General features: G+C 76.7%; 1 protein-coding gene. It reads left to right on the top strand.

All coding sequences use genetic code 11. From position 1 onward, the window contains the following. A partial coding sequence (locus ACIQE0_RS38660) for an SDR family NAD(P)-dependent oxidoreductase (protein ID WP_402341070.1) occupies positions 1-4,066 on the top strand: 4,066 nt, incomplete at both ends.

The following is a 4,066-nucleotide window of genomic DNA, read 5'->3' on the forward strand; positions in this document are numbered from 1 at the left end:
GTGAACGGCCCGGTGTCGGTGGTGGTCTCCGGCGCGGAGGCGGCCGTGGCACGCGTCGTGGACCAACTGGCCGAGCGGGGACGGCGGACGAGCCGCCTGTCGGTGAGCCACGCCTTCCACTCGCCGCTGATGGACCCGATGCTGGACGACTTCCGTACCGTCGCCGAAGACCTCGACTACCAGCAGCCGAGCATCCCCGTCGTCTCCCTCCTCCCCGGCGCCGAAACGGCCGGCGAGGTGACCACACCGGACCACTGGGTCCGGCACGTCCGCGACGCCGTCCGGTTCGCCGACGGCGTCCGGGCGCTGGCCGAACGCGGCGCCACCGCCTTCCTGGAGATCGGCCCCGACGGCGTCCTCGCCGCGCTCGCCCGCGCGGTCCTGCCCGCCGAGGCACTGGTGACGCCCACCCTCCGCAAGGGACGCGACGAAGAGAACGCCCTGCTCACCGGGTTGGCCCGGCTGCACGTCGCCGGCGCGACCGTCGACTGGGGCGCCGCCCTGGCCGGCACGGGAGCGCGGAGCACCGACCTGCCGACCTACCCCTTCCAGCGCGAGCGGTTCTGGCCGGAGCCGGCCACCGGCCCGGAGAGCGACGGAACGGACGCCGCGGACGCGGAGTTCTGGGCCGCCGTGGAGCGTGCGGACGTCCCGACGCTCGCCGCCCGCCTGGACGTCGACGGCGATCACCTCGGCGCCGTCCTGCCCGCACTGTCCGCCTGGCGCACCCGCAGCCGCACCGCATCGGCCACCAACGCCCTGCGCTACCGGGAGAGTTGGGAACCGCTCGCCCTCGCCGGCACCGCGGACCGCGGCCACGTCCTGGCGCTCGTCCCGGCCGCCGCGGCCGACGACCCCTGGGTCACCGACGTGATCGCCGCCCTCGGCCCGGACACCCACCGGGTGGACGTCCCGGCCGACGCCACCGGCCGGGACGCGCTCGCCGCACTGCTCACGGCGGCGGTGCCGGCCCCCGACGGCCCTGCCCCCACCGCCGTCGTCTCGCTGCTCGCCCTCGACGAGACCAGCGGTGAGGACGCGGTGCCCGCCGGCACCACCGCCACCGCGGCCCTCCTCCAGGCCCTCGTCGACACCGGCAGCGCGGCACCGCTGTGGGCCCTGACCCGGGGGGCGGTCTCCGCTCTCCCCGGCGAGGCGCCGACCGCCCCCGCACAGGCGGCGGTCTGGGGCCTCGGTCGGGTCGCCGCCCTGGAACTCCCGCGTCACTGGGGCGGGTTGATCGACCTGCCCACCGCCCTCGACGAGCGCACCGCGCACCGCCTGGCCACCGCGCTCACCGGCGCCGGCGAGGAGGACCAGCTCGCCCTGCGTGCCACCGGCGCCTACGGCCGCCGCCTCACCCCGGCACCCGCCCCCGACGACGCCCCCGGCAGCGCATGGCAGCCCACCGGCACCGTCCTCGTCACCGGCGGCACCGGCGCACTCGGCCGGCACACCGCCCGCTGGCTGGCCGCCCACGGCGCCGAGCACCTGCTGCTGCTCAGCCGCAGCGGCCCCGACGCGCCCGGCGCCGCCGACCTGGCCGCCGAACTGACCGCCCTCGGCGCCCGCGTCACCCTCGCGGCCTGCGACGCCGCCGACCGGCAGCAGATGGCGCAGGTCCTCGCCGAGATCCCCGAGGAGTGCCCGCTGACCGCCGTGGTGCACACCGCGGGCGTCCTCGACGACGGGGTGCTCACCGGCCTCACCCCGGACCGGTTCGCCGCGGTCTTCCGCGCCAAGGTCGCCTCCGCCGTCGTCCTGGACGAACTGACCCGGGACGCCGAACTCGCGGTCTTCGCACTCTTCTCGTCCGTCGCCGGCGCCGTCGGCAACCCCGGCCAGGCCGGCTACGCCGCCGCCAACGCCGTCCTCGACGCCCTCGCCGAGCGCCGTCGCGCCCAGGGCCGCCCGGCCACCTCCGTCGCCTGGGGCGCCTGGGCCGGCGACGGCATGGCCGCCCGCCACACCCGCCCCGGCGCCGAACCCGTCGGCCTGCTCGACCCGGACCTCGCCGTACCGGCCCTGGCCCGCGCGGTGACCGAACCGCACCCCACCCTCGTCCTCGCCGACCTCCAGCAGCCCCGACTCCTGGAATCTCTGCTGGCCCTGCGCCCCAGCCCGCTGCTGAGCAGGCTGCCCGCCGCCCGCACTGCCGTCCGCACGGTCCAGGAGGCCCACCGCCAACACGCCGGCGCCGCGGCCGACCTGCGCGACCAACTGGCCGGCACCGCACCCGCCGACCGCACCGGCGTCCTGCTCCGCGTCGTGCGGACCACCGCCGCCGCGGTCCTCGGCCACCGCGGCGCCGACGCCATCCGCGCCGACAAGCCCTTCCGCGACCTCGGCTTCGACTCGCTGACCGCCGTCGAACTGAGCAACGCCCTGGCCGCCAGCACCGGCCTGTCCCTGGCGCCGAGCCTGGTCTTCGACCACCCCACCCCGCGCGCCCTGGCCGAGCACCTCCGCGCCGAACTCACCGGCGACCGACCGGACTTCGCCCCCGCGACGCCACCGGCACCGGCGGCCGGGACCGACGACGACCCGATCGTGATCGTCGGCATGGCCTGCCGCTTCCCCGGCGGCGTCAGTTCGCCCGAGGACTTCTGGGCCCTGCTCGCCGAAGGCCGCGACGGCATCGACGCGTTCCCCACCGACCGCGGCTGGGACCTCGACCTGCTCGCCGGCGACGGACAGGGCCGCAGCGCCACCCGCGTCGGCGGATTCCTCTACGACGCGGCCGACTTCGACCCCGGCTTCTTCGACATCTCCCCGCGCGAGGCCCTCGCCATGGACCCCCAGCAGCGGCTCCTGCTGGAGACCGCCTGGGAGGCCGTCGAGCGCACCGGCACCGACCCGGCCCGCCTGCGCGGTTCCCGCACCGGCGTCTTCGTCGGCACCAACGGCCAGGACTACGCGGGCCTCGTCCTGCGCGCCCAGGAAGACGTCGAAGGTCACGCCGGCACGGGACTTGCGGCCAGTGTCATCTCCGGCCGCCTGGCCTACGCCTTCGGCTTCGAGGGCCCGGCCGTGACCGTGGACACCGCCTGCTCCTCCTCCCTGGTCGCCCTGCACTGGGCCGCCCAGGCGCTGCGCGCGGGGGAGTGCACCATGGCCCTGGCCGGCGGCGTCACCGTCATGACGACCTCGACCAGCTTCGCCGGCTTCACCCGCCAGGGCGGCCTGGCACCGGACGGCCACTGCAAGGCGTTCTCCGACTCCGCGGACGGCACCGGCTGGTCCGAGGGCGTCGGCGTCCTCGTCGTCGAACGCCGCTCCGACGCGCTCCGCAACGGCCACGACATCCTCGCCGTGGTGCGCGGCTCGGCCGTCAACCAGGACGGCGCCTCCAACGGCCTGACCGCGCCCAACGGCCCGTCCCAGCAGCGCGTCATCCGCCAGGCCCTGGCCAGCGCCGGACTGGTCCCGGCCGACGTGGACGCCGTCGAGGCGCACGGCACCGGCACCGTCCTCGGCGACCCGATCGAGGCCCAGGCACTCCTGGCCACCTACGGCCAGGACCGCCCGCAGGACCGGCCGCTGCTGCTCGGCTCGGTGAAGTCCAACATCGGCCACACCCAGGCCGCCGCCGGCGTCGCGGGTCTGATGAAGATGGTGCTCGCCCTCCAGCACGGCACGCTGCCGCGCACCCTGCACCTCACCGAACCCTCGACCCGGGTCGACTGGTCCACCGGCGCGGTCCGGCTGCTCACCGAGCAGACCGCCTGGCCGGAGACCGGCCGGGCCCACCGGGCCGGCGTCTCCTCGTTCGGCATCAGCGGCACCAACGCCCACGTCGTCCTCGAACAGGCCCCACCACGCGAACCGGACGCCGCACCGGCCGAGGCGACCCGGACGCCCGCCCTCACCCCGTGGATCGTCTCGGCACGCTCGGCCACCGCACTCGACGCCCAGATCGCGCGACTGCACGCCTTCGCCGCCGACCGGCCCGACCTGTCGCCCACCGACCTCGCCCACTCCCTGGCCACCGGCCGCTCCCTCTTCGAGCACCGGGCCGTGCTGCTGGCCACCGCGGACGGCGTCACCGAGGCCGCCCGCGGCGAGG

Origin of the sequence: Streptomyces sp. NPDC093097, from assembly GCF_044754325.1 — a bacterium.
In the GTDB taxonomy this organism is placed as follows: domain Bacteria; phylum Actinomycetota; class Actinomycetes; order Streptomycetales; family Streptomycetaceae; genus Streptomyces.